The sequence below is a fragment of the Streptomyces sp. NPDC058964 genome, assembly GCF_042741275.1.
Lineage (GTDB): Bacteria > Actinomycetota > Actinomycetes > Streptomycetales > Streptomycetaceae > Streptomyces.
In genome coordinates this window covers 1-24011 of record NZ_JBHYKH010000081.1, presented here as the reverse complement: position 1 = coordinate 24011, position 24011 = coordinate 1, and the positions used below count along the sequence as shown (strand labels likewise).

The window sequence follows — 24011 nt, the reverse complement described above, 5'->3', positions numbered from 1 at the left end:
CGACTTCTGTGGAGCTAAGGAGAATTGAACTCCTGACCTCCTGCATGCCATGCAGGCGCTCTACCAACTGAGCTATAGCCCCTCGCACCGTGCGGCTGAGCCGCGTTTTCGGTGTGTCCTCCGGGTTTCCCCGGCGGCGACGCCAACATTACACGGTCGAAGGGGTGCAGCACCAAATCGTTTCCGTTCTGTACGGATTCGGACGCTAGTGTCGGGCTTTGTGACCGTGATCGCGTTCTCCGGAGCCCGCCGTCGTGTACCGGTCGCCCTGGGGGCGTGCCTGCTCTCCTTCACGGCGTTCTGGATCGCCCAGCGGGCCGCGCACGTGTCGATGGTCGACCTGATGGTGTACCGCGCCGAGGGGGCGACCGTCCGCGCGGGAGGCGACCTGTACGCGCTGCGGACGACCGCGGCGCACCTGCCCGCGACCTACCCGCCGTTCGCGGCCCTGGTGTTCACCCCGCTGACGCTCCTGGCCACCCCGGACCTGCGCGCGTCGGCGACGGCGGCGAACCTGGCGCTGCTGCTGGCGTTCGTGTGGTTGTCGCTGAAACTCGTGGGGCACGCGCGCGGGGCGAGCGCCTGGTGGGTGACGGCGGCCGCCGTGTGGTGCGAGCCGGTGTGGACGACACTGCGCTACGGACAGGTCAACCTGCTCCTCGCCGTCCTGGTGCTGTGGGATCTGTCACGCCGCCCGCGCGACGGCCGGATGCGCTGGGCCGGAGTGGGTCTGGGGCTCGCCACGGCGGTCAAGCTGACGCCCGCCCTGTTCGCCGTGTTCCTGCTCGCCACCGGGGCCGTGGCGCACCTCAGGGGCGGCGACGGACGGCCGTGGCTGCGGCACGCGCGCGGGGCGGCCGCCGCCTTCACCGTGGTGACGCTGCTCACGGCGGCCGTCCTGCCGCGCGACTCGTGGCGCTTCTGGACCGGCCTGGTGTTCCGCACGAGCCGCGTGGGGCATGCCGAGGAGACCGCCAATCAGGCCCTGCGCGGCGTTCTGGCGCGCCTGCTGCACTCCCCCGACCCGGGAGCCCTCTGGGCAGCCCTCGCGACCCTGGTGGCCGCCGGAGGGCTGTCGGTGGCGGTCGCGGCGGAGCTGCGCGGCCACCGGGCGTGGGCGGTGACCGTCTGCGCGGTGACGGCCCTGCTGATCAGCCCGGTGTCCTGGTCGCACCACTGGGTGTGGTGTGTGCCACTCGTCTTGCTGCTGTGGACGCGAGGGCACCGCACGGCCGCCCTGGGCACGTTGCTGGTCTTCTGCTCGTACGCCCTGTGGTGGGTGCCGCACGGCCCGGGGCGGCCCGAACTGCACCAGGGTGGCGTCCAGTTGACGCTTTCCGCCCTCTACGGAGGGGCCGGTCTGGCCTTCCTGGCGCTGGCCGGACATCGTTGCCGAGGCCCGGCCGCAGTCAGGCCGTGACGAACGAGTAGAACCGCTTGAGCGTGCAGTGCTCCTCGAGGAGCCGGCCGTAGATCGGCTCGCCCTCCAGCTCGCGGTACGTCTCGATCGGGTCGCCTTTTATGATCAGCGCCCGCGCGCATTCCTCGCACCAGTACTGGTAATCGGGGTTGAGCGGCTCCATGTCGCGGACGATGGGTGTGCCGCTCCCGCACCAGTCGCACTTTCGCCTGTGTGCACCCATCGATCAGCTCCAGCTGTGGCCGCAGGCCGTGCACACGTAGGAGATCCCGCCGTTGTCGCCGAGGACCTGAGCCACATGGGCTGAACCGCAGGAAGGGCAGCTGAGACGGGTGGCCGTGCTCCGTATCAACGCCGCATCGAGGAGGTGGCCGACCTCCTCGAGGATGCTCGCAGGCATCGCTACTCCCTCCCGTCGGGCCGCGCCCCCTTCCGGCCGTTTGATTCTGCCACGGCCGGACCAATACGGTCAGCGACGCCTCAGTACCAGTCCGGACACGGCCCCCACTGCGGCCGTCCCGGCCAGCGCCCACATGCACGCCCAAAGCGCCTCCGCAGAGGTATACGCCGCTGGAGCCGCAAGTGACTCAAGGCGGTTCAGGAAGAGTGTGCCGAAGGCCGCCACGCCGATCAGCTGACCGAGCTGGGTGACCGTCGCCAGCAGGCCCCCGGCGTCCGCCGCGTCCTCCGGCCGCACCGTGGCCAGCGCCCCGGTGAGCGTCGGGCTGAAGGCGAGCGCGAGCCCGACGCCCACACCCGCGAACGCGACGTACAGCCCCGTTCCGCCGTCGCCACCGCCCCGGAACGCGAGACCGACACCGGCCGCCGAGACGGCGGTGAGCGCGAAGCCGCCCGGGGTCAGCGCCCGCCGCCAGGAGGCGGGCCAGTTCCGCCAGGTCAGCCCGACGACACCGAAGACGACCGCGGTCGGGGCGAAGGAGAGACCGGCGCGCAGCGCGCTGTAGCCGAGGCCGCCCTGGACGTGCAGGGTGAGCGCGAACAGGAAGCCGGCGTTGACCGCCATGACGGCCAGGATCCGGAACACGGCGAGACCCATTCCCGGGTGTCGCAGCACCCGGGGCGCGATCAGCGGAGCGCCGCCGCGCCGGGCCAGCCGGGACTCGTAGCCGCAGAACAGGGCGAAGAGGGCCACGGCGGCGGCCAGCGACAGCCAGGCCCACAGCGGCCAGTCCTCCTCCTGCCCGAGCACCAGCGGCACCGTGAGCAGGGACACGGACGCGCCGAGCAGCACCAGCCCCGGAAGGTCGAGGCCCCGCGCCGCCTCGGGCCCGGCACCCCGGCCCATCGGGAGGACGCGCCTGCCGAGCACGAGCAGTACGGCACCCACCGGCACGTTCACGAGGAACACCGGCCGCCAGCCGGTGCCGAGGAGGTCGGCGCTGACCAGCAGGCCGCCGACGGTCTGCCCGGCCGCGGCGCCCACGGCGAGGACCGCCGAGTACGCGCCGAGCGCCCGGGCTCGCGCCTCACCGGTGAAGGTGCGCTGGATCAGGCCGAGCACCTGCGGGATCATCACCGCCGAACCGGCGCCCTGCACCAGCCGGAACACGATCAGCTCGGTGGAGCCGTCGGCCAGGCCGCAGGCGAGCGAGGCGGCCGTGAAGAGGGCGAGGCCGGCGAGGTGGACGCGGCCGTGGCCGAGCCGGTCGCCGAGCCGTGCGCCGGTGATCAGCAGTACGGAGTAGGTGATGGCGTATCCGGCGACCACCAGCTGCAAGTCCGCGCCCGACGCGTGGAGTTCGGAACCGATGGTGGGGGCCGCCACGTTCACGATGAAGACGTCGAGGACGGCCATGAACTGGGCGGCGAGCACGACCGCGAGCAGCAGCCGGGACCGGTTGTCAGTGCCGGGTGTTTCACTGATCGCAGGGCTCGGAGCGGGCGCGGGACCCGGTCCCGCACTGGATGTCGTCGTCATGGGGTCGACCCTGACGACGCGCCGGTACGGGTGCCGAGAGCCCGTCGATGCTGGTACTGACAGCACCTGGCAGGGGACGGGCCGGGCGCCGACGATGAAAGACGTGACGACGGGGGACGTGACGATGAGGACGACGCAGCGCCGCCGGCCGGAGCTGGCCGCCTTCCTGCGCAGCAGGCGCGCCCGGGTGACACCGGCCGACGTCGGCATGCCGCCGGGGCTGCGCAGGCGCACACCGGGACTGCGCCGGGAGGAGGTCGCCCAGCTCTCGGGCGTGGGTGTGACCTGGTACACATGGCTGGAACAGGGGCGGCCGATCAACGCGTCCGCGCAGGTCCTGGACGCCGTCGCGCGCACGCTGCGGCTGGACCCACCGGAGCGGGAACATCTGTACCGGCTTGCCGAGGTGCCCTTCGCCGCGGCGCCCGAGGGGCTGACCCGGACGGTCGGCCCGGAGGTGCAGGGCATCATCGACGCCCTGGACCCGCTCGCGGCGGTGGTCTACAACTCGCGGTACGACATCCTCGCCACCAACGGGACGTACCGCGACCTGTTCCTGGTGCCGTCCACGCTCGAGACCGGCGTGCCCAACGTGCTGTGGGTGCTGTTCACGGTGGCCGAGGAGACCTCCCCGGTGGTGCACCGGGAGCGCGAACTGCCTGTGATGGTGGCCACGCTGCGCTCCTCGTACGGCAGACATGTCGGCGAGCCGGCCTGGGAGAACTACATACGCGGGCTGTCGTCGGCCAGTCCGTACTTCGCCGAGCTGTGGGCGAGGGGGGCGGTGACGCCGCCGGGGCCACGGGTGAAGACGTTCCGTCATGAGGCGGTGGGTGAACTGCGGATGACCTCGCAGTCGCTGTCGGTGGACGGGATGCCGGAGTGCCGGATCGTGGTCTACACGCCGGAGGACGAAGAGGCGCGCCGGAGGCTCGCGTTGCTGAAGGAGCGCAGACAGCGGCTGTGGCCGCCGACGGACCGAGGAGCCGCCGAGATCATCCGCCGCTGGAACGCAGAGAATCCCGCCCCCTGAAAGGGACGGGATTCTCATCACCGATCTTTGACAACTCAAGAGAGTGTCGATCCGTGGAGCTAAGGAGAATTGAACTCCTGACCTCCTGCATGCCATGCAGGCGCTCTACCAACTGAGCTATAGCCCCTTGTGCCTCGCGACGGAGTCGCACGGTGTTTCGCCCCGCTCGGCGGGGCGAACAAGAAGAACTTTAGCCTGCGACCTGCCAGAAAGTGAAATCCGGGGTCCTGGTCCCTGGGAACGCTCAGTCGTCGTCGCCGAGGACGGGCTCCGGGAGCGTGCCGGCGTTGTGCTCGAGGAGGCGCCAGCCGCGCACGCCTTCGCCGAGGACGGACCAGCAGCAGTTGGAGAGGCCGCCGAGGCTCTCCCAGTCGCGGGCCTGCAGACCGAGGAGGCGCCCGATGGTGGTGCGGATGGTGCCGCCGTGGCTGACCACCACGAGCGTGCCGTCCTCGGGCAGCTTCTCGGCGTGCCGCAGCACGACCGGGGCGGCGCGGTCGGCGACCTCGGTCTCCAGTTCGCCGCCGCCGCGGCGCACCGGCTCACCGCGCTTCCACGCGCCGTACTCCTCGCCGTACCGGGCGATGATCTCCTCGTGGGTCAGCCCCTGCCAGACGCCCGCGTAGGTCTCACGGAGGGCTTCGTCACGGGTGACGTGGAGGCCGGTGAGGTGGGCAAGCTCGGCGGCGGTGTTCGCGGCCCGCTGCAGGTCCGAGGCGACGATCGCGTCGGGCTTCAGGGAGGCGAGCAGCCGCGCCGCGCGCCGGGCCTGCCCCACGCCGGTCTCGGTGAGCTCGACGTCCGTGGAGCCCTGGAACCGGCGCTCCACGTTCCAGGCGGTCTGGCCGTGCCGCCACAGGATGATGCGGCGGCCCCGGTCCTTCCTGTCGGTCACCTCACCCGTGGGACTCATCACCACTCCCCGTCCGGTCCGGCCGCGTCCTCGGCGGCCTGCAGCTTGGCGTGCTCCTCGGCCTTGCCGCGGGTGGCCTTGGCATCGGCGGGCAGCTCGATCTCGGGGCAGTCCTTCCACAGCCGCTCGAGGGCGTAGAAGACGCGCTCCTCGCTGTGCTGGACGTGCACGACGATGTCGACGTAGTCGAGCAGGACCCAGCGGGCCTCGCGGTCGCCCTCGCGGCGCACCGGCTTGGCGCCGAGCTCCTTCAGGAGCCGCTCCTCGATCTCGTCGACGATCGACTTGACCTGGCGGTCGTTGGGCGCGGACGCCAGCAGGAAGGCATCCGTGATCGACAGGACGTCGCTGACGTCGTAGGCGATGACGTCGTGGGCGAGCTTGTCGGCGGCCGCCTGGGCGGCGGTGTTGATGAGCTCGAGGGAACGGTCGGTGGCGGTCACTGCGTGGCTTTCCGTCGGCGGTCGTTTGACCTCAAGGGTCTCACGGACCGCCGAGGGCACCCCACGTGATTATCGGATCACGTGTGGGGCCCCGGCCGCGCTCAGGAGGAGGACGGTTCGTAGTTCTGGCCCAGGACCACCGAGACGTCGGCGTTGGAGGACACACTGCCCTTGGTCACGGAGGACGCGGGCAGGCCCAGGGTCTTGGCGACCTCGGTGGCGTTCTCCTTGTCCTTGGCGTCGGAGTAGACCACCTTGGACGTCGCCCGGGTGGTGGACGCGGCGCCGCCCTCCAGGAAGGTGAAGCCGCCGTTGAGGAGCACCACGCGGGCCTTCTCGGTGTTGTCCTTGACGCCGGTGGCGTTCTGGACGGAGACACGGACGGCGGAGCCCGCGTCGGGGCTCTTGGCGGTGCCGCCGAGTATGTCCTTGACCACGCTGGAGCTGGTCTGGGCGCTCAGTGTGCCGTCGGTCTGGACGGGCAGCAGTGCGGTCCTGTAGTCGCCGCCCTTGGCGAGGTCGGCGAGCTTGGCGAGGAAGGTGCCCAGGTCCTTGTCGGTCAGGGAGGGGTCGAGGATCTGCGCCAGGGTCTGCACGGTGATCGTGGCGGCGGAGGCGTCGGAGGACATCTTGCGCAGCACCCCCTGCATGACCTGGCCGAACCGCTCCAGCTGGGCGTTCTGGGCCTCGCCGGCGGCGCGGTAGGTGGCGTAGGCGACGGCCATCTTGCCGCTGAGGGTCTGGTCCTTGCCCTTGTGGACCAGAGGGGCGGTGCCCTTCTTCTTCGCGGTCGGGTCCGGGACGTTCGCGTTGGTGTCGAGGTCGATGTTGCCGACCAGTTCGACGAGGTTCTGCAGGTAGGGGGTGTCCAGGCGCCAGGTGCCCTCGATGTTGGTGCCGAGGACGGTGTCGAGCTGGTCGCGGGTCCCCGAGGAGCCGTCGTCGTCGACCGACTTGGCGAGGGTCGTGGTGGTGCCGTCGTCGTCGCTGAGGGCGAGGGAGTTGGGCAGCAGGACGGTGGTGCCCTGCTTGGTGGTGGTGTTGTCGACGAGCAGCGCCGTGGAGGTGCCGCCCTTCGCGGTGTTGTGCAGATGGACGACGATCACGTCGCGGTTCTGGGCGGCCGCGGACGTCGTGGCACCGGACTTGGACCCGGAGGAGGACAGGCCGGGCAGCTTCCCGGCGTACCAGAGGTAGCCGACGCCGCCGACGGCGACCAGCGCGAGGACCACGACGAGGGCGACGAGCCGGCTGCGGGCGCGGCGGCGGGCCTCCTCCCGGCGCTCGGTGCGGTTCTCCGTGAAGTTCAGCCAGTCGATGACGTCCTCGGAGTCCCCGTCGGGCTCCTCGGCGAAGGCGAACTGCTCGGTCCGGTAGTCCCGTTCACGCGCGGCCGGGGCGTCCGGTTCCTGCTCCTCGGCGGGGCCGGGCTGCTGCGGGATGTAGGCGGTCGGTCCGGCGACCCGGGGCTGCTGACCGCTCGCCACCGTCTGCCCGTAGGGGTCGTACGCCGGGGCCTGGCCTCCGCTGGTGGGGGCCCCGCTGCCGTAGGGGCGGCCGTAGGAGTCGTACGCGGCCGTCGGCTGCTGCCCGGTGTCGTAACCGTCGTACGAGGACACGGTCTGCTGCTGCCCGGTGGCGTACGGGTCGTACCCGTAGCCCTGCTGCGGGTACTGGTCGTACGCCTGCTGCGGTGCCTGCTGTGCCGGGATCTGGCGGTACACGGGCTGCCCGTACTCGTCGTAGCCGACGAGCTCGTACTGGTCGCCGCCGTACCCCGCGTCGTATCGGTCGTTCACCGGTGCCCCTCTCGGCTCACTCGCCGCGGTACAGCTCGCGCTTGTCGATGTAGCGCACGACTCCGTCCGGCACCATGTACCAGATGGGGTCGCCCTTGGCGACTCTCGCACGGCAGTCTGTGGAAGAGATGGCCAGCGCGGGAACCTCGACGAGCGAGACGCCGCCCTCCGGAAGTCCCGCGTCGGTCAGGTGGTGGCCGGGGCGGGTGACCCCGATGAAGTGCGCCAGGGAGAACAGCTCCTCGGTGTCGCGCCAGGTCAGGAGCTGGGCGAGGGCGTCGGCGCCGGTGATGAAGAAGAGGTCGGTGTCGGGGTTGAGCGCGCGCAGATCGCGCAGGGTGTCCACGGTGTAGGTGGGACCGCCGCGGTCGATGTCGATGCGGCTCACCGAGAACTGCGGGTTCTCGGCCGTCGCGATGACCGTCATCAGATAGCGGTCCTCGGCCGGGGAGACGTTGCGGTGGGTCTTCTGCCAGGGCTGGCCGGTAGGGACGAACACCACCTCGTCCAGGTGGAACTGCGCGGCGACCTCGCTGGCCGCCACGAGGTGCCCGTGGTGGATCGGGTCGAAGGTTCCGCCCATGACGCCGAGACGACGCTTGCCCGTACCGATGCCCGTGCCGACGGGGCCGTTGCCCGGCCCGCGCTCGTGGGCCTTCACCGTGTCGCTCGCCGTGTCATTCGCCGGACCGGTAGGCATGTCCTGCTCTCCCATGCGTGCAGACCCTACCGGCCCGGCCTATGGGCCCGGCCCGTCAGACCCCCGGGGAGGCCCCGGGGAGGGGCTCCCGGACTCAGCGGTCGCGGTTGAAGCGGGTGGTGATCCACAGCAGGAGCAGCAGGATGATGAACGCGCCACCACCGGTGACAAGGGGGTTGAGGCTGTTGTGGTTGCCTCCGCCCTCGCCCTCGGCGGCGAGAGTGACCAACTGGGCAGCGGTGCTGTGGAAGCTCATCTTCGGCAGGACCTATCCGGTGTGGGCGGGATAAAGATGTCGGCCCATCGTAAGCGGGCGGTCCCGCGCCCATCGCGCCGACTCCGCCGTTGGGGACGAGCGGGGAACGATCCCGGTGGCTCAGTCGTCCTTCCGTTTGTACCCGCGCAACAGGAACCAGCCGGTCAGGGCACAGCCGACGAACATCACGATCAGTACGACCCGGAGCAGATTCCCCGCCCCGTGCTGCTGGGCGGCGCTCGCGGCCTCGGTCAGCCAGGTGGCTGCGGGGTGGTGCTCCATGACGTGGACTCCTTCGGCTGTACTGCCCGTCCACGGTAACTCCGCCTAGGCTGGGCCCTGCCTCGGGGGCAGATCGAGCACACAGACGCATGGGGGAAGACATGTCCGACAGCGGGCACGAGAACGGCAACAACCACGTGCCGAGCAGGCAGCGCAGGCGCTTCCCGGGGATCTCCTCGCGTGCGTACGAGCACCCGGCGGACCGCTCCGCGCTGGTGGCGCTGCGCAAGCTGAGCGGCTTCGACACGGTCTTCAAGGCGCTCAGCGGGCTGCTGCCCGAGCGGAGCCTGCGGCTGCTGTTCCTGTCGGACTCGGTGCGCGTCTCGGACCAGCAGTTCTCGCATCTGAACGACATGCTGCGGGACGCCTGTTACATCCTGGACCTGGAGAAGGTCCCGCCGATGTACGTCACGCAGGACCCGCAGCCGAACGCGATGTGCATCGGCCTGGACGAGCCGATCATCGTCGTCACCACGGGGCTCGTCGAGTTGCTCGACGAGGAGGAGATGCGGGCGGTCGTCGGCCACGAGGTGGGTCACGCGCTGTCCGGGCACGCGGTGTACCGCACGATCCTGCTGTTCCTGACGAACCTCGCGCTCAGAATCGCCTGGATACCACTGGGCAACCTCGCGATCATGGCGATCGTGACGGCGCTGCGGGAGTGGTTCCGCAAGTCGGAGCTGTCCGCCGACCGGGCGGGCCTCCTGGTCGGTCAGGATCTGCAGGCCTCGATGCGAGGTCTGATGAAGATCGCGGGCGGCAACCACCTGCACGAGATGAACGTGGACGCGTTCCTGCAGCAGGCCGAGGAGTACGAGTCCGGGGGCGATCTGCGCGACTCCGTGCTGAAGATCCTGAATGTGCTGCCGCGCTCCCACCCGTTCACCGCGGTGCGCGCGGCCGAGCTGAAGAAGTGGGCCGAGACCCGGGACTACCAGCGGATCATGGACGGGCACTACGCGCGGCGCAGCGAGGACAAGGACACCTCGGTCAGCGACTCGTTCCGCGAGTCGGCGGCGAGCTACGCGAGCGACGTGAAGAGCTCCAAGGACCCGCTGATGAAGCTGGTCACCGACCTCGCCGGTGGCGCGGGGGGCCTGGGCGGCCGGGTACGGCGGGGCTTCGACGGCTTCACGAGCGCATCCCCGAAGGACGCGCCCCCGAAGGGCCAGGGCCCGCAGGACACACCTCCGGGCGACGAGGACTGACGGCCCGCGCCCACCGCCCCGAACCTACGCCACACATCGCCCCCGGTCCGCCCCGGAAAGCCGACGCTCGCCTGCCGGCAGGGCACACGCGTCCGGCGGTCCAGAAGTCTCCGTGGCACGCGCCCGTCCCCGGACGTCGTCGGGGCTTCAGGACGTCGGTTCGGCGCTGGTCGACAGCGTGCCGCACAGGGCCGTCGCGCTGTCCGTGGCGTAGGGGTCGGTGCCCGCGGGGCCGCCCGACCTGGCGCTCTCGCCGGCCAGGAGCGGGTGCAGGTGGTTGGCGGAATCCTCGGCGCAGGAGAGGGGGCCCGCCTGCATGTAGGAGACGACCAGCTGCGTCTGGTGCGTGCGCAGGTCGTCGCGGTCGAATCGGAAGGTCAGCTCGCGGCGGACGGTGAACAGGGACACGAGGGCCTTGTCGTCCGCGCCGGTCGGCCGGAGCGCGTACACGAAGGTGTGGTCGGCGGTGACCTCGAGGGTGGAGGAGTCGGTCTCGGCGGCCTGCAGCGAGCCCTGGACGCGGATCTTCCGGTCGGCCAGCTGGGTGCGGGAGGGGTCGAACCGGACCAGCCATCCGGTGGGCGCGTGCCGGCCGTCCGCGGTGGGGTGCTCGAAGCTCTGGTCGAACTGGTCGATCTGACCCGGGTCGACCAGGACGCGGGCGGGGCGGACCTGGCTGCTGTCGAGCACCTCGGGGTAGAGCGACGAGCGGACGATGTAGTCCTTCGCCGTGCTCAGGGCGGCCACGACGTCGCTGTCGGAGAAGTGAGCGGTGCGCCGGGAGGCGGGCAGCGGGATCCCCTCGGCGCCGACGGAGAACTGTGCGGCGGGGCTGTGCGCGTACAGGTGCTCCGCGTCGGCCGAGCCGGGCACCTTGCCCCGTGGGGAGAGCGGGATGACGGTCATCCGCAGGGGTTCGACGGGTTGCCGGGTCTGCGGTGAGCCGTACGGGTGACGTACGCCCATGTAGACCGCGGTGCCGAAGGCGATGGCGATCAGCAGGACGAGGATCAGCGCCTGCCGGGACAGCCCGCGGTGCAGGGCCGGGCGCCGGCGTACGGCGGGCGCGTGGTCGGCCATGCGCTCCTGTGCGGAGTACTCCTGGAGACGGGCAGCACGAACGAACGACTCGTCGAAGACGACGGATCGGTATTCGTCCTCACCACCCACGGGACCGCCCTCGGGTGTCCCCTCAGGTGGCTCTCCAGGCCCGCCCATACTTTCAGAGTAGGTCTCGGGAGCCTCAGGTAAACGCCCTGGTACACGACAACTTCTGACAGGTTCTCACCAGGAACGGGACAAGCGGCTCAGGGAGAGCGCGGGATCGCCGACACGGCCGGCTTGGCCGACTGGGAGTAGTCGGCGGAAACCGAGGGAGCCGCCGCACTGCCCTGTTCCAGGCCGGTCGAGGCCGGCGCCGGAACCTGGTCCCTGCTGCCCGAGGAGGCGCCGCGGTAGACCGCCGCGAAGGCCAGCGCGACCATGCCGACGCCCATCACGAGGGCGAGCAGCCAGGCGACCGGGCGGTGCCAGCGGACCTGTCTGCCATAGGCCCCGGGGCCGTAGTGGCGGTCGTCGAGGAGTTCGGCGTCGTCCAGGTCCTCGAAGTCCTGGTCGTGGCCGAAGCCGCGCCGGTCGGTGCCGTATCCGTCGCCGAAGCGCTCGCCTCTGCCGCGCGCCCGGCGAGCCTCGGCCTCGGAAGCCTCGGCTCTCGCCTGCGCGGCGGCCAGGAGGCGTTCGACAGCGGTCGGCTCGTGCACCACGGCCGCCTGTACGAAGGCCTCGTCGAAGACCACGGAGGCGAACTCGTCGTCCGACACCCCGTGGTCGTGGTCGTCGTCGGGCTCCCAGCCGTCCGGGAACGGCGTGCCCCCCACGTCCTCCGGCACGGATCCAGAGTAGACCTGGGGGGTCAATTTGGGCAGACGGTATGGAAATTCATCCGTCTGGTGAGACGCCTCTCACGCACCCTCGCAGCACGGCCTCAGCGGCGGACGTGGCCGTCGCCGGTCACGATGTACTTGGTGCTGGTGAGCTCCGGCAGGCCCATCGGCCCGCGGGCGTGCAGCTTCTGGGTGGAGATGCCGATCTCCGCGCCGAAGCCGAACTGGCCGCCGTCGGTGAAGCGGGTGGACGCGTTCACCGCCACCGTCGTGGAGTCGACCAGCTGGGTGAAGCGGCGGGCGGCCTGCTGGGAGGTCGTGACGATCGCCTCGGTGTGGCCGGAGCTCCACAGCCGGATGTGCTCGACGGCCTTGTCGAGGGAGTCGACGACGGCGGCGGCGATGTCGTAGGAGAGGTACTCGGTGTCCCAGTCCTCCGGCGTGGCCTCGACGACGGTCGCCTTGGAGTCCTTGGCGTACGCCAGGACGCGCGGGTCGGCGTGCACGGTCACCCCGGCCTCGGCGAGGGCGTCCAGGGCGCGCGGCAGGAACTCGGCGGCGATGTCCTGGTGGACCAGGAGGGTCTCGGCGGCGTTGCAGACGCTGACCCGCTGGGCCTTGGAGTTGATCAGAATGTCGACGGCCATGTCGATGTCGGCCTGGGCGTCGACGTAGACGTGACAGTTGCCGGTGCCGGTCTCGATGACCGGGACGGTGGACTCGGAGACGACGGTCTGGATCAGCGAGGCGCCACCGCGCGGGATCAGCACGTCGACCAGGCCGCGGGCGCGCATCAGCTCGCGCACGCTCTCGCGGCTCTCGCCGGGCACCAGCTGCACGGCGTCGGCGGGCAGCCCGGCGCCGCCCACGGCGTCGCGGATCACCCGGACGAGGGCGGTGTTCGACTCGTAGGCGGAGGCCGAGCCACGCAGCAGGGCGGCGTTGCCGGACTTCAGGCAGAGGGCGGCGGCGTCGACGGTGACGTTGGGGCGGGCCTCGTAGATGATGCCGACGACGCCGAGCGGTACGCGCACCTGGCGCAGGTCGATGCCGTTGGGCAGGGTGGAGCCGCGGACGACCTCGCCGACCGGGTCGGGCAGCTTGGCAACGTCCCGCACGTCGGAGGCGATGGCGCGGACCCGCTCGGGCGTGAGGGTGAGCCGGTCGACGATGGCCTCGCTGGTGCCGGCCTCCCGGGCCTTGGCGATGTCCTTGGCGTTGGCCTCGACGATCTCGCTCGTACGGACCTCCAGGGCGTCCGCGATGGCGAGCAGCGCGTCGTCCTTCACGGCACGCGGCAGCGGCGCGAGGTCGGCGGCGGCGGCCTTGGCCCGGTAGGCGGCCTGGGTGACCGGGGACATGGCGTCGTACGGCGAGAGCGAGGTCATGAGGGAAGGGTAGTGCGCCGACCGGGGCAGTCCAGCGTTCATCCCACACCGCGAGACGGGATCAAAAGGGATGAATCCCCACCGGGGTGGCGGGCGGCGGACCGTAGCCCTCGGCCACGCGCTGGTGGTAGGTCTCGCGGTCGATGACCTCCAGGCCCACGATCTCCCAGGCGGGCAGTCCTGCGGTCTGGCGGTGCTCGCCCCACAGGCGCAGCGCGACGGCGGCCGCGTCGTGCAGGTCGCGGGCCTCCTCCCAGTAGCGGATCTCCGCGTGGTCGTTGGCGTACCGGCTGGTCAGCAGGAAGGGGTGGTCGTGGGCGAGCTGCTCCAGGGCGCACCGCAGATCCTTCAGGGGGACTTCCTCCCCGGACACGCTGAGGGTGACATGCCACAGGCGTGGCAGGTCCTTGGGCTCCTGGTAGGTCTCCCCGGCCGCGACGCTCGTCAGAGCACCACGGGACGCCGCCGCCCCAGGGCGCACTCGTCTCACGGCGGCCTCCTTCACGCAGCGCTCGGGAACGTACTCCTGAGAGAAAGTTGAGCAGGCCGCACGGCTCCGCGGGGCGGTTTTACGGAACGTCCCCCACCGGGGGCGGTCGTTACGCCCCGGTTTACGGGTGCAGGATCACCAGGTCGTCCCTGTGTACGACCTCGCGTTCGTACGCCGGACCCAGTTCACGCGCCAGCTCCCGCGTCGAACGGCCGATCAGCTGGGGGATCTCCTTGGCGTCGAAGTTGACGAGCCCGCGGGCCACCGCGCGCCCCCCGGCGTCCCGCAGCTCGACCGGGTCGCCGGCGGTGAACTCGCCCTCGACGGCGGCGATCCCGGCCGGCAGCAGCGATTTGCGGCCCTTCACGACCGCGCGCACGGCGCCGTCGTCCAGCGTCAGGGATCCCTGCGGGGTGGAGGCGTGCTGCAGCCACAGCAGCCGGTCCGCGGAACGCTTGCCGGTGGGGTGGAAGTAGGTGCCGGTGTCACCGCCGGAGAGGGCGTCCGCGGCGTGGATCGCGCTGGTGAGCACCACGGGGATGCCCGCGGCGGCGGCGATCCGGGCGGCCTCGACCTTGGTGACCATGCCACCGGTGCCGACGCCCGCCTTGCCCGAGCTGCCGATCTCGACGTGCGCGAGGTCCTCGGGGCCCCGGACCTCCGCTATCCGCGAGGTGCCCGGCCTGCCGGGGTCGCCGTCGTAGACGCCGTCGACGTCGGACAGGAGCACCAGCAGGTCGGCGTGGACGAGGTGGGCGACCAGGGCGGCGAGGCGGTCGTTGTCGCCGAAGCGGATCTCGTCGGTGGCGACGGTGTCATTCTCGTTCACGACCGGGAACGCGCCCATGGCCAGCAGCTTGTCGAGGGTGCGGGAGGCGTTGCGGTGGTGGGCGCGGCGGCTCATGTCGTCGGAGGTGAGCAGGACCTGGCCGACGCGGACGCCGTAGCGGGCGAAGGACGCGGTGTAGCGGGCGACCAGCAGGCCCTGGCCGACGCTGGCGGCGGCCTGCTGGCGCGCGAGGTCCTTGGGGCGGCGACGCAGGCCCAGCGGGGCGAGGCCCGCGGCGATGGCACCGGAGGAGACCAGGACGATCTCCTTCTCTCCCCCGCTGCGGCTCTTGGCGAGGACGTCGACGAGCGCGTCGACGCGGTCCGCGTCGAGACCGCCCGACGCGGTGGTCAGCGACGAGGAGCCGACCTTGACGACGATCCTGCGGGCCTCGCCCACGGCCTGCCTTGCCCTTGCCACGTGCCGTCTCCACTTCCCTGCGTGTGGCAACAATCTACGCGAAGGGGACCGCCGCGCATGCGACGGTCCGGTCCGCGGACAGTGGTCGGCGGTTCAGTGGCCGCGCGTCCCGGCACCGGCGGCCGTGGCCGCACCCGCCGTTCAGGCCGCCGCCGTTCCGAACCCTCCGCTCGGCAGCATCCGCCGGATCTTCCTGAGCGCCCTGCGCGGGAGGGAGTTGGCGGCCGCTTCGCGGTAGCCCTCGAAGGCGCGGGCCTCGCGGGGTTCGGCGAGGAAGAGGGAGTCGGGGAGGCCCGCCTCGCGGGAGCGGAAGTGGGGGTAGGCGAGGTACAGGCGCGTGCCGCGCTTCTCCAGGACGGGGGCGGCCTGCTTCTTCTCCTTGACGAACTGCACCACGTCCGCCAGGAGTTCGGGGCGTCCGGCGGCCACCAGGTGGAGGCGCAGGCGCTCGTGGACACGGAGCCGGCGGGCGACCTCCGCAGTCCAGTAGGCGTCCATCAGCGGCTTGGCCAGCTCGAACTTGTGCCTGCGGACCTCCTCGCCGTCCTTGAGGTACTTGGGGCCGAACTGCGGCAGCAGGGTGATCAGGAAGGGCCGGACCATGAGCGCGTCACGCGCGGGGCCCGCCGGGACCATCTCCGCGATCAGGTTCATCAGGGCCCGCGCGGAGTCGAAGCGGAGCGCGTAGCCGCCGCTCTTCGTGACGTGCTTGCCGTCCTCGCGGCCCACCAGGTAGTAGCAGGTGTGGTCGGCGAGCACGGAGACGCCGTCGGCCCGCAGATACGCCTCCATCGTGAACAGCGCGTCCTCGCCGGTCCACAGGGACTCGTCGAAGCGCATTCCGTGGCGCTCGAGGAGCTCGCGGCGGAAGAGCTTCTGGGCGCTCAGCGTGAACTTGATGTTGGAGGAGAAGACGTCGGTACGGTCCAGCGTTCTGCCCCACATCGACTTCGGCGGCGTGCGGTTGATCCCCTCGACGCGGCCCAGGACCACGTCCGTGCCGTTCCTGTCGGCCATGGCGACCATGCGCTCCAGCGCCTCGGGGCCGAGCCGGTCGTCGGCGTCGAGGAAGAACACGTACCGCCCGGCCGCCTTGCCGAGGCCGACGTTGCGCGGTCCACTGGGGCCGCCGGAGTTGTCCTGCCGGACGACGGTGACCGCCATGGGGGCGCGGGCCGCGAACTCCTCGAGACACCGCCCGGTGCCGTCCGTGGAGCCGTCGTCGACAGCGATGACCTCGAGGCGTCCCGGGTCGATGGTCTGGGCCTCCACGGAGGCCAGGCACTCGAGCAGATACGGCATCGCTTCGTACGCCCCGATGATCACGGTCACATCAGGTTGCGTCACGGCGGTCACAATTCCCCCTCAAGTGGAAAATCTGCCCCGTATCCCCCCAATCTCAATCACTCGGACGGGCCGCCGGGTGAAGCGGTTGCCTCACCGCACGCTTTCGGCGACCTGCGCCACACGGCTGACGGGCGGACGGGGGTTCGGGCGGGTGCCACCGGACAGTACGAACGCCCGGTAAGAGCTGCTCATCCGGCGGCGGAAGGCCGCGGTAAGAAGGGCGGTAAGAAGCCTGAACGCGCGGTTCGGGAGAGCGAGAAGGGCCGGCCCCCGGGATCGCTCCTCGGGGGCCGGCCCTGTGTCCGGGCGGGAAGGTCAGCCGGCGGTCACGCCGTCCGTGTCACCGGTGGACGACAGCCGCTGTCCCGGCAGCATGTCCGCCAGCTCGGCGCCCGCCGCGGCAGCACCGGCGGCATGGGCCTCCTGGCCCGCGTTGCGGGTCTCGGCCTTCAGGGCGAGGCCGGCCACCGCGGCGTTGAACCGGTCGATGGACTTCGGCTCGTCCGGGCCCAGCAGATAGCGCTTGAGGTCCTTGCGGTCCGCGGCCAGCGGGTCGGCCGCGGGGTCGCGGACCGCGTCCAGCAGCCCGCCCAGCTCGCTCGCGCCGTTCGACAGGATCACCGCCGCACGCACGGCCGTGTTCTGCCGTCTGAACTCCTCCGCGCCCACCTCGGCGGAGTCCGTGACGGCGTACGGCTTGCCGCTCGCGATGAAGTCGGAGACCACGCTGGAGATGTCGGAGACCATCGCGTCGGAGACGTTGAAGCAGTCGTACAGACGCGGTTCGGCGCCGGTGATGACCCGGTGCTCGTGGCTGGGGAACGAGCACCAGTAGGCGGTGTTCCACTCTTCGCGCAGCCGGGCGGCCTCCTCGTGCCTCTCGATGTCGACCAGGCCGTCACGGGTGGCCTCGGCCTCGTCACCCTTCTCGCCGCCGACGGCGGTGAGCTCGGCGAGGCGGGCCTCGATGCGGGTCAGCTCGGCAGTGGCCCGCTCCTGGGCCGCCGTGTCGACGGTGGTGAAGCGGGGGTCGGCGGCACGCTCGGCGGCGGCCTCCTCGACCAGGGCCGTGATGCGCTGGTGCGCGGCACCGGCCTCGGCACTGACGGTGCCGGTGAAGGGGTGTGGCTTGTACAGGACACGGACCGGCGGGTCGGCCTTGACCAGCTTCTTCACGATATTTTCACCCGCGAGAACGATCGAGGTGTTGCCGGGGTTGCCGTCCCAGCCCTCCCAGGTCGGTGCGTAGAGCACGGTCGGGACACGGCCCTCCGGCACGCCCTGCCAGGTCCGGATCGGCGCCAGCTGGGGACGGCCGACCTCGACGATGTCGTCGTCGCGGACACCGACGTCGGCGATGGCGTAGCGGTCGCGGCCCGCGCGGCCCGCGGTCCACACCTCGTCGTACGCCTTGCTGAACGGGTTGACGCTGGCCAGCTTGTCGCTGTCGCCGTGACCGATGAAGACGTGCTTCATGGTGGGCACGCGCAGCAGGTGGATGTTCTTGCCGACGTTCGCCGCGTAGAGGGCGACGCGCACGGTGGACAGGTCCAGGTTCATCAGGTGCACGCCGCCGGGCACACAGACGACCGGGACCGTGGTCGGGGCCAGGTTGGTCAGGATGACGCGCTCGCGAAGGATGATCAGCGGCCGGGTCTCCAGCTGCTCCATCGTCTCCAGCCACATGTTGACCTGGTACGCGGAGTCCTTGGAACCGGAGAAGTAGAGCACCGTCTCCGGCCGGTAGGCGGCCAGCCAGTCGTCGACGGCGGCCAGGACCGCTTCGGCACTCGGCGGGATCCTCTCGCCGCGGACGTACGGCATCAGCGCGAGGACGTAGAGGCAGCCCAGGGCGATGGTGATGCCGATGCCGACGAAGCCGGGTACGGCCGAGTCCACGGCCGCCGAGACCAGCAGGCCGGAGACGGCCGCGAGGTCCAGGTGGAGCATCTTCTCGGCGGAGCGGTGCAGCAGGCCGCGCGGCGGGGCGTCCGGGATGTGGACGCGGGACCTCAGGTCGACGTTGCGGGTGGCGACCGGCATCCGGCGGCGGTTGCGGATCAGGGTGACCAGCGCGCCGTGCGGGGCCTGGAGGCCGTAGAAGGCGATGAAGCAGGCGATGGCGCCGTAGAAGACCAGATGGCCCGGGAGGGAGAGCCGGGCCAGCAGCAGGATCAGCAGCAGCTGCCGGATCAGGAAGCGGATCGACAGGCCGGCCCGCACCTTGCTGAGGCGATTGATCAGGTAGCTGCCCTTGCGGTGCAGATAGTGGTCCGCCAGGTACGTCACGGCGGCCGTCGCCGCGAAGGCGTAGACGCTCGGAACGAGCGCGGCCAGCATGAGTGCCGGGAAGCCCAGCATCATGAGGACCGCCGCGGCCAGTTCGGCCGCGCTGCCCACCCGGGCGACGCGAATAGCGGTGGATATCACGGATTACCTTTTGCTGACAAAAAGGCCGGCGTGGACCTTGCGGGCGATTTGCGGGCGACCTGCGAGCTCTAAGGGCTCAGGCCCCTGCGACTGCCCCGCGAACGCGTGACCACAACAGAGGCCCGAATTACGGATGCGTATCTAATTGGTCTCGATCATGCCACGTGGTCCTGTCGGTCCAGGACGGCGGCGAGGGCCTGCTCGAAGCCGGAGGCCTGGCCGGCCGCCGCCGTCGGGTCCTGCTGGCGGACGTCGATGACGTGACCGGTCAGCTCGGACAGCAGCACGTCGAGCGAGGCGTGGGCGACGGCCTCGGAGGAGAGCAGGGTGCCCGCGGGCTCCTGGCCGAACGCCTTGGTGCGCATCGGGGTGGCGGTGCGCTCCGGATTGATGCAGTTGACCCGGACACCGTCGCCGGCCCACTCGTCGGACAGGGCCTGGGTGAGGTTCACCATGGCGGCCTTGGCCGAGGAGTAGAGGCTGTACTCGGCACGGCCGCGCGTGTAGCTGCTGGACGTGTAGAGGAGCAACTGCCCCTTGGTCTCGGCCAGGTACTTGTACGAGGAGCGGGCGATCTGCACCGGCGCCAGGTAGTTGACCTTCAGCGCCTCCTCGATGGTCGCGTTGTCGGTCTCGGCGAGCTTGCCTATGCGCAGTACACCGGCGGTGTTCACGACGTAGTCGATCCGGCCGGTCTCCCCGTAGGCCTTGGACAGCGCGTCGTCGACCTCCTCCGGGTTCTCCACGTGGGTGCCGGTGGTGGAGCGGCCCAGCGCGTACACGGCGGCCCCGTAGGACCGGGCGAGTTCGGCGACGTCCTTGCCGATGCCGTACGAGCCGCCGAAGATCACGACGGTCTTGCCGGTGAGGAGTTCGCGGTACGCCTCCTCGTTCCTCTGCTCCGGCGCGGCCGCGGAGGCGAGCTGGAAGAGCTTGTCGGCGATGAAGACGTCGACCGGCTGCGTCACCTTCATGTTGTACTCGTCGCCCGCGACGACGTGGACCGGCACGTCCGGCAGGTACCTGAGCACGACGGAACAGTCGTCGGTCGCCTGGAAGTTGGGGTCTGCGGCGGCGATCTCGTAGGCGCGGCGGATCGTGGACAGCTTGAAGGCCTGCGGCGTCTGGCCGCGGCGCAGCCGGGAGCGGTCCGGGATCTCGGTGATGAACTCGCCGTCCTCACCGTGCGTTCGCGTCACGATGATGGTGTCGGCGGACGGGATGGCGACGTCGACGGCCTGGTAGCGCTCCAGCGCGATCACGCAGTCGTCGATCACGCGCTGCGACAGCAGGGGGCGGACGGCGTCGTGGAAGAGGACGTTGAGGTCGTCCCCCTCCGCCAGGCCCTCCCCGAGGGCGGAGATCGCGCGCTCGGTGGTCTCGTTCCGGGTCGAGCCACCCTCGATGATCTTCTTGACCTTGCGGAACCCCGCCCTGGCGACGATCTTCTCGACGTCCGGCACATAGCCCGGCGCCATCAGCACGATGACGTCGTCGATCGAGTCGGTGTTCTCGAAGGTGGTCAGGGTGTGCTCGATGACTGCCTTGCCGGCGATCTTCAGCAACTGCTTGGGGATCGACAGACCCACGCGCTGACCGGTTCCACCAGCCAGAATCACTGCCGTGGTGCGGGGCTTGGCTATGTGCTGGGACACAGATGACCTACCTAGTGGCTCAGGGAACTTCGAAAGGCTCCCACTTCTGGTTACCGCAGTGCAAGGTGAGCGCCCTTCACCGCTTATGCATCTCTTACCTGTTGTTCACCTTGCACTCCTGTTTGATGACTGAGGACTTCAAAAAGTTGCATAACTCCCAGTGAAATTCCTGTGAGTAAGTCCACTCTCAGCGACGACACGGCCGCGTGAGGCACCCGTGGCCGGGCATCCGGACGAGCTCCCGCGACAACGTCTGGTGAACCGCGCGGGCCGGAGCAGGCCCGGTGGGCGCGGAGGCGCCGCCACGAGCGCCCCGTACAGCGCCCTGCGCCGCCGCCTCCGGGGAGATCCGGGCCGCTCCGGAAGAAGGGTTCCGGCCAATTCGGCGCGACCGCCTGGAGCGAAAGGCCACCCGAACACACGAACGCGTGTCGCCGTGATCCGCTCGACCGTCCCGGCAGCGATCTCGGCCGCCGCCACGGCCCGGCGGCGCGCCGCGATCTTCACATTTCGTTGAGCCGGACTGCATGCGTTCTTCATATGCATGACCGCGCCGTTGCGAACGAGCTTGGAATACAGCTCGTCGGGCAGTCCATTGCCACGGAATTCCGCATTGAGATTCCGCAGTATTTCCGTCCCCCCATAATGAGGGAACAATTCGCTTATGCGCATGGGTTACGAGGGCCGGCTGGAGCACATGCTCCGCAAAGCTCCGCACGAGAAGCCCAGTGCGGCCGGCTCGGAGCGGGCCGCCGTCGCCGTGGCCGGCGACCGCTACCGGGACGGCCCGATGCGCGCCGTCGGGACACAACGGGCCTGGCACAGGCGGTCGGCGTGGCCAATTTGCGAGGAATGGTCCGCCTTTATGGTTAACGGACAGTAAGAGAAGTTCTTAAGGTGAGACCGAGTGGAGCCCGGGACCCGGATGAGCCCCGGTTCCCGTACCGGCGACGCCGGTCACACGGCCCGACGGCACCTGGCAAACAACAGAAAACCCGTCGCGGCCCAGGAACACCCTGGTGCCGCAACGGGTCTGACGGTGCGTCGGAAAGTGACGCGGGCTCAGCAGAAGAAAACGGAGCGTGGCTCCGGATGCATCACTCGAACGGGTCGAAGCTCTCGAACTCCCGGCTGGCATCGTCCCGCTCCGCCTGCCGGTCACGACGTCGCTGCGCCGCGGGCCGCTGCTCCTCGAGCCGGTGGTCCTCGCCGCGTCGGCCGAGCATCTCCGCACCGGCCATGACCGACGGCTCCCAGTCGAAGACGACCGCGTTCTCCTCGGGCCCGATGGCGACGCCGTCGCCGGATCGGGCGCCGGCCTTCATCAGCCGCTCCTCGACACCGAGGCGGTTGAGACGGTCGGCGAGGTAGCCGACGGCCTCGTCGTTGTTGAAGTCGGTCTGGCGGACCCAGCGCTCCGGCTTCTCGCCGCGCACCCGGAACAGCAGCTCGCCGTCGGCCTCCTCGCGCGTGACCGTGAAGCCCGCGTCGTCCACGGCCTTGGGCCGGATGACGATCCGCGTCGCCTCTTCCTTCGGCTTGGCGGCACGCGCCCCGGCGACCAGTTCACCGAGCCCGTACGTCAGCTCCTTCAGCCCGATGTGGGCCACCGCGGACACCTCGAAGACGCGGTAGCCGCGCTCCTCCAGGTCGGGCCGCACCATCTCGGCCAGGTCCTTGCCGTCGGGCACGTCCACCTTGTTCAGGACGACGATGCGCGGTCGATTGTCGAGGCCGCCGTACTGCTTCAGCTCCTCCTCGATGATGTCGAGGTCGGAGACCGGGTCGCGGTCGGACTCCAGGGTCGCCGTGTCCAGCACGTGCACCAGCACGCTGCAGCGCTCCACGTGCCGCAGGAACTCCAGGCCCAGGCCCTTGCCCTGGCTGGCGCCCGGGATCAGTCCCGGCACGTCGGCGATGGTGTACACGGTCGCACCCGCGGTCACCACGCCGAGGTTCGGCACGAGGGTCGTGAACGGGTAGTCCGCGATCTTCGGCTTGGCCGCGCTCAGCACCGAGATCAACGAGGACTTGCCCGCGCTCGGATAGCCGACCAGCGCCACGTCGGCGACCGTCTTCAGTTCGAGGACGATGTCGTGCAGGTCCCCGGGCTCCCCGAGCAGCGCGAAGCCGGGCGCCTTGCGGCGGGCCGACGCCAGCGCCGCGTTCCCGAGACCGCCGCGGCCGCCCTGCGCGGCGATGTAAGACGTGCCGTGCCCGACCAGGTCGGCGAGCACGTTGCCCGCCTTGTCGAGGACGACCGTCCCGTCCGGCACCGGGAGGACCAGGTCCTGGCCGTCCTTGCCGGAGCGGTTGCCGCCCTCGCCGGGCTTGCCGTTGGTGGCCTTGCGGTGCGGCGAGTGGTGGTAGTCGAGAAGCGTGGTGACCGACTGGTCGACGGTCAGGATCACGTCGCCGCCGCGCCCGCCGTTTCCGCCGTCGGGTCCGCCGAGCGGCTTGAACTTCTCGCGGTGGACGGAGGCACAGCCGTGGCCTCCGTTACCCGCGGCGACGTGCAGTTCGACGCGGTCCACGAAGGTGGTCATGGTGCAGTGCCTCCTGGGGGGTCCCCCCGGCCGAAGGCTGGGGGAGAGTGGGTACTTCTTGTGTCAACACGCGAAAGGCGGACCCGCCTTCCCGACCGGGAAGTGAGGTCCGCCTCGCGAAAGCGTTCGGTCGGAGCCTGGGATCAGGCGACCGGAACGATGTTCACGACCTTGCGGCCACGGTGGGTACCGAACTCCACCGCACCGGCCTGCAGCGCGAACAGCGTGTCGTCGCCGCCACGGCCGACGCCGGCGCCGGGGTGGAAGTGGGTGCCACGCTGACGGACCAGGATCTCACCCGCGTTGACGACCTGACCGCCGAAGCGCTTCACGCCGAGCCGCTGGGCATTGGAGTCGCGACCGTTCCGGGTGGACGATGCGCCCTTCTTGTGTGCCATTTCTCCTCAGTCCCTTACTTCGCAGCCGCGGGGATCGACGTGACCTTGATCGCCGTGTACTGCTGGCGGTGGCCCTGACGACGGCGGTAGCCGGTCTTGTTCTTGTAGCGCAGAATGTCGATCTTCTGGCCCTTGTGGTGGTCCACGACCTCGGCCTGGACCTTGATGCCGGCCAGCACCCACGGGTCGCTGGTCACAGCGTCGCCGTCGACAACGAGCAGGGTCGAGAGCTCGACCGTGTCGCCAACCTTGGCAGTGGAAATCTTGTCAACCTCAACGATGTCGCCGACAGCAACCTTGTGCTGGCGACCACCGCTGCGCACGATGGCGTACACGCGGATCTCTCTTTCGCTCGAAGAAACGGCACCCCCGCAGGCCAGCCGCCCAGGAACAGCAGGAACGACCTCTCCCGGCCAACCGTGTGCCCGGGAGGAAGAGGTTTACGGGGATGTGGCGTGTTCAGTGGACACGCCGACGGTCAAGGTTACGGGGCGGTGGCCGAGAGGGTCAAACCGGGCCGCGCCCCAGAGGTATGCGGCCGGTCACAGGGTACAGACCACAACCAAAGCCGGACAGGTGAGGGCACAGAGGGGGAGGCGGGGACCCTGGTGGTGATGGCAAGCGCCGTTGGG

General features: G+C 70.3%; 23 protein-coding genes and 2 tRNA genes. 3 read left to right on the top strand and 22 right to left on the bottom strand.

Going from position 1 to position 24011, the window contains the following annotated elements; translation table 11 throughout:
- Positions 1 to 9: 9 nt before the first annotated feature.
- Positions 10 to 82: transfer RNA gene (locus tag ACFW2E_RS13430), tRNA-Ala, on the bottom strand.
- A gap of 138 nt (positions 83 to 220) precedes the next feature.
- Here ACFW2E_RS13430 and ACFW2E_RS13425 point away from each other — a divergent pair.
- Positions 221 to 1420: a glycosyltransferase 87 family protein gene (locus tag ACFW2E_RS13425; protein ID WP_384465814.1), complete on the top strand. Its 1200-nt coding sequence runs from the start codon at positions 221 to 223 to the stop codon at positions 1418 to 1420.
- On the opposite strand, the gene ACFW2E_RS13420 is transcribed toward ACFW2E_RS13425, so the two are convergent.
- The 3 genes from ACFW2E_RS13420 to ACFW2E_RS13410 form a co-directional block, all read right to left on the bottom strand.
- A complete protein-coding gene (locus ACFW2E_RS13420; protein ID WP_019523121.1) occupies positions 1410 to 1643 on the bottom strand; it encodes a hypothetical protein in 234 nt (77 codons plus the stop codon). The two genes, ACFW2E_RS13425 and ACFW2E_RS13420, sit on opposite strands and share 11 nt — an antisense overlap.
- Positions 1644 to 1646: 3 nt before the next feature.
- Complete coding sequence (locus ACFW2E_RS13415) at positions 1647 to 1820, bottom strand: hypothetical protein (RefSeq protein ID WP_384465812.1); 174 nt, start codon at positions 1818 to 1820, stop codon at positions 1647 to 1649.
- Positions 1821 to 1889: 69 nt separating this feature from the next.
- Positions 1890 to 3359 (bottom strand): MFS transporter, encoded by a 1470-nt coding sequence (locus ACFW2E_RS13410; protein WP_384465810.1) that lies wholly within the window; start codon positions 3357 to 3359, stop codon positions 1890 to 1892.
- 94 nt (positions 3360 to 3453) lie between these two features.
- Between ACFW2E_RS13410 and ACFW2E_RS13405 the strand changes: the two genes are divergently transcribed.
- Positions 3454 to 4392 (top strand): helix-turn-helix transcriptional regulator, encoded by a 939-nt coding sequence (locus ACFW2E_RS13405; protein ID WP_384465808.1) that lies wholly within the window; start codon positions 3454 to 3456, stop codon positions 4390 to 4392.
- A 54-nt stretch (positions 4393 to 4446) separates the two neighbouring features.
- Here the strand turns inward: ACFW2E_RS13405 and ACFW2E_RS13400 are convergent.
- The 7 genes from ACFW2E_RS13400 to ACFW2E_RS13370 all read right to left on the bottom strand — a co-directional run bounded on the left by ACFW2E_RS13400 (position 4447) and on the right by ACFW2E_RS13370 (position 8785).
- Positions 4447 to 4519, bottom strand: a tRNA-Ala gene (locus ACFW2E_RS13400).
- Between the two features lie 117 nt (positions 4520 to 4636).
- Positions 4637 to 5305 carry a histidine phosphatase family protein gene (locus tag ACFW2E_RS13395; RefSeq protein WP_384465806.1) on the bottom strand — a complete coding sequence of 223 codons (669 nt, stop codon included), beginning with the start codon at positions 5303 to 5305 and terminating at the stop codon, positions 4637 to 4639.
- Positions 5305 to 5748 (bottom strand): ribosome silencing factor, encoded by a 444-nt coding sequence (rsfS, locus tag ACFW2E_RS13390; RefSeq protein WP_384465804.1) that lies wholly within the window; start codon positions 5746 to 5748, stop codon positions 5305 to 5307. The genes ACFW2E_RS13395 and rsfS overlap by 1 nt, the downstream gene beginning before the upstream one ends.
- A gap of 101 nt (positions 5749 to 5849) precedes the next feature.
- Positions 5850 to 7547 carry a LytR C-terminal domain-containing protein gene (locus ACFW2E_RS13385; protein WP_384465802.1) on the bottom strand — a complete coding sequence of 566 codons (1698 nt, stop codon included), beginning with the start codon at positions 7545 to 7547 and terminating at the stop codon, positions 5850 to 5852.
- 16 nt (positions 7548 to 7563) lie between these two features.
- The gene (nadD, locus tag ACFW2E_RS13380) at positions 7564 to 8262 is read right to left on the bottom strand and encodes a nicotinate-nucleotide adenylyltransferase (RefSeq protein ID WP_384465800.1); all 699 of its coding nucleotides are present in this window, start codon (positions 8260 to 8262) and stop codon (positions 7564 to 7566) included.
- Positions 8263 to 8341: 79 nt separating this feature from the next.
- Positions 8342 to 8503 carry a hypothetical protein gene (locus ACFW2E_RS13375; RefSeq protein ID WP_384465798.1) on the bottom strand — a complete coding sequence of 54 codons (162 nt, stop codon included), beginning with the start codon at positions 8501 to 8503 and terminating at the stop codon, positions 8342 to 8344.
- A 120-nt stretch (positions 8504 to 8623) separates the two neighbouring features.
- Positions 8624 to 8785, bottom strand: a complete 162-nt coding sequence (locus ACFW2E_RS13370) for a hypothetical protein (protein WP_384465796.1) — start codon at positions 8783 to 8785, stop codon at positions 8624 to 8626.
- 101 nt (positions 8786 to 8886) lie between these two features.
- Here ACFW2E_RS13370 and ACFW2E_RS13365 point away from each other — a divergent pair, with 101 nt between their 5' ends.
- Entirely contained in the window at positions 8887 to 9993 is a 1107-nt protein-coding gene (locus tag ACFW2E_RS13365) for a M48 family metallopeptidase (protein ID WP_384465795.1), read from the top strand.
- Between the two features lie 147 nt (positions 9994 to 10140).
- Here ACFW2E_RS13365 and ACFW2E_RS13360 read toward each other — a convergent pair whose 3' ends face one another.
- The 11 genes from ACFW2E_RS13360 to rplU all read right to left on the bottom strand — a co-directional run bounded on the left by ACFW2E_RS13360 (position 10141) and on the right by rplU (position 23714).
- Positions 10141 to 11211, bottom strand: a complete 1071-nt coding sequence (locus ACFW2E_RS13360) for a hypothetical protein (RefSeq protein WP_384465792.1) — start codon at positions 11209 to 11211, stop codon at positions 10141 to 10143.
- Positions 11212 to 11300: 89 nt separating this feature from the next.
- Positions 11301 to 11909: a hypothetical protein gene (locus ACFW2E_RS13355; RefSeq protein WP_384465791.1), complete on the bottom strand. Its 609-nt coding sequence runs from the start codon at positions 11907 to 11909 to the stop codon at positions 11301 to 11303.
- Positions 11910 to 11977: 68 nt separating this feature from the next.
- Positions 11978 to 13264, bottom strand: a complete 1287-nt coding sequence (locus tag ACFW2E_RS13350; protein WP_384465789.1) for a glutamate-5-semialdehyde dehydrogenase — start codon at positions 13262 to 13264, stop codon at positions 11978 to 11980.
- A gap of 61 nt (positions 13265 to 13325) precedes the next feature.
- Positions 13326 to 13754: a hypothetical protein gene (locus ACFW2E_RS13345; RefSeq protein ID WP_384465787.1), complete on the bottom strand. Its 429-nt coding sequence runs from the start codon at positions 13752 to 13754 to the stop codon at positions 13326 to 13328.
- A gap of 121 nt (positions 13755 to 13875) precedes the next feature.
- Positions 13876 to 14982, bottom strand: a complete 1107-nt coding sequence (proB, locus tag ACFW2E_RS13340) for a glutamate 5-kinase (protein ID WP_384465816.1) — start codon at positions 14980 to 14982, stop codon at positions 13876 to 13878.
- 162 nt (positions 14983 to 15144) lie between these two features.
- Entirely contained in the window at positions 15145 to 16350 is a 1206-nt protein-coding gene (locus tag ACFW2E_RS13335) for a glycosyltransferase family 2 protein (protein ID WP_384465785.1), read from the bottom strand.
- Between the two features lie 315 nt (positions 16351 to 16665).
- Positions 16666 to 18780, bottom strand: a complete 2115-nt coding sequence (locus ACFW2E_RS13330; RefSeq protein ID WP_384465783.1) for a hypothetical protein — start codon at positions 18778 to 18780, stop codon at positions 16666 to 16668.
- A 155-nt stretch (positions 18781 to 18935) separates the two neighbouring features.
- The gene (locus tag ACFW2E_RS13325; RefSeq protein WP_384465781.1) at positions 18936 to 20435 is read right to left on the bottom strand and encodes an SDR family NAD(P)-dependent oxidoreductase; all 1500 of its coding nucleotides are present in this window, start codon (positions 20433 to 20435) and stop codon (positions 18936 to 18938) included.
- Positions 20436 to 21532: 1097 nt separating this feature from the next.
- A complete protein-coding gene (gene obgE, locus ACFW2E_RS13320; RefSeq protein ID WP_384465780.1) occupies positions 21533 to 22981 on the bottom strand; it encodes a GTPase ObgE in 1449 nt (482 codons plus the stop codon).
- Between the two features lie 143 nt (positions 22982 to 23124).
- On the bottom strand, positions 23125 to 23379 hold the full coding sequence (rpmA, locus tag ACFW2E_RS13315; protein ID WP_023550764.1) for a 50S ribosomal protein L27: 255 nt from the start codon (positions 23377 to 23379) through the stop codon (positions 23125 to 23127).
- Between the two features lie 14 nt (positions 23380 to 23393).
- Positions 23394 to 23714, bottom strand: a complete 321-nt coding sequence (rplU, locus tag ACFW2E_RS13310) for a 50S ribosomal protein L21 (protein ID WP_030749991.1) — start codon at positions 23712 to 23714, stop codon at positions 23394 to 23396.
- Between the last annotated feature and the right edge of the window lie 297 nt (positions 23715 to 24011).